At 66.2% G+C, this 1,200-nt stretch carries 1 protein-coding gene; it reads right to left on the bottom strand.

The window, feature by feature from the left end:
- Positions 1-11: 11 nt before the first annotated feature.
- Positions 12-1,103 (bottom strand): IS630 family transposase, encoded by a 1,092-nt coding sequence (locus FXF52_RS41070; RefSeq protein WP_255472954.1) that lies wholly within the window; start codon positions 1,101-1,103, stop codon positions 12-14.
- Positions 1,104-1,200 lie beyond the last annotated feature (97 nt).

Genomic DNA, 1,200 nt, shown 5'->3' with positions numbered 1-1,200 from the left:
CTAGTGCCCCGTCATGCAGCCTTGAACGGGTAATCGGGGTGGCGGATCTTGGATCCGGTGGCGAATCCTGATTTCGGTCTGGCGCGTTGGTTGCGCCAGCGGATGTAGTCGCCGATGGCAGCGTCCTGTTCGGCGTGGCTGCGGTGGTCGGTGCCGTTGAGGGCGAAGTAGCGGACCGCGGCGAACTCGGCCTCGATCCAGTTCAGCCATGACGCGTACGTGGGCAGGAAGACGAGGTCGACCTGGTTGGCGGCGCACCAGGCGCGGACCTCGGGGTGCTTGTGTGGGGAGAAGTTGTCCAGGATCAGGTAGAGCCTGTCGTCTGGCCAGCGGCGGCGCAGGGTCTTGAGGAAGCTGAGGAACTCGCGCCAGCGTTTCCGGTCCCGGATGCGGTAGTGCAGGCGTCCGGTGGTCAGGTCCAGGGCGGCGATCATGTGCCGTACCCCCTGGTCACGGGTGTAGGTGGCCCGCAGCCGCACCGGCTGGCCCTGTGGGCGCCAGGCCCGGCCGGGACGGGGTTGCAGGTTCAGCGGCCCGAACTCGTCCACGCAGAGCACCCGTCCGTCGGTGGGTGGGTGGTCGTAGAGGTCCAGGATCCGACGCATCTTGGTCGTGAAGTCGAGGTCGGTGCTGGCCTTCCATGTCTTGGTGGCCTGCCACGACACGCCACGCTCGTGCAGGATCCGCCGGATCGTCTCGATACTGACCGCCGTGACGTAGCCGGCCTCGATCAGGTAGTCACGCAGCTTGGCAAGCGACCAGCAGGAGAACGGTTTACCGAGGAAACGGGGGTCGCACCGGGCGATGACACAGATCCAGTCACGGGTCTGCTCATCAATCCGTCTCGGCGCGCCCCCGCTCCATTTTGGGTCCAGCGCATCGAACCCCCGCTCGTTGAACGCGTGGATCACGTCCCGCACGTAGTCCTCGCTGGTCTTGAGCAGGTGCGCGATGTCCGGCGCCGGCTGCCCCTGCGCGGACATCAGCACCACAATCGCCCGCCGCAGCTTCACCGGGTCCTTCGCCGTCCGAGTGATCCGCTGCAACCGCTGGCCCTCGGCCATCGACACCTGCCGGACGAACACCTCCGGGCGTCTACCCACCGGCCACCACCTCCCATAAACGTCGGGAGACAGCCTGCCTGACGGGTCCTCGAAACCGGTGGATTACACGATCAACGTTCAAAGACGAGGCACTAGC

The sequence above is a fragment of the Micromonospora sp. MP36 genome, from assembly GCF_008119785.1.
Taxonomy (GTDB): domain Bacteria; phylum Actinomycetota; class Actinomycetes; order Mycobacteriales; family Micromonosporaceae; genus Micromonospora.
The sequence above is the reverse complement of the archived record's forward strand: the minus strand, read 5'-3'. Positions and strand labels throughout refer to the sequence as shown.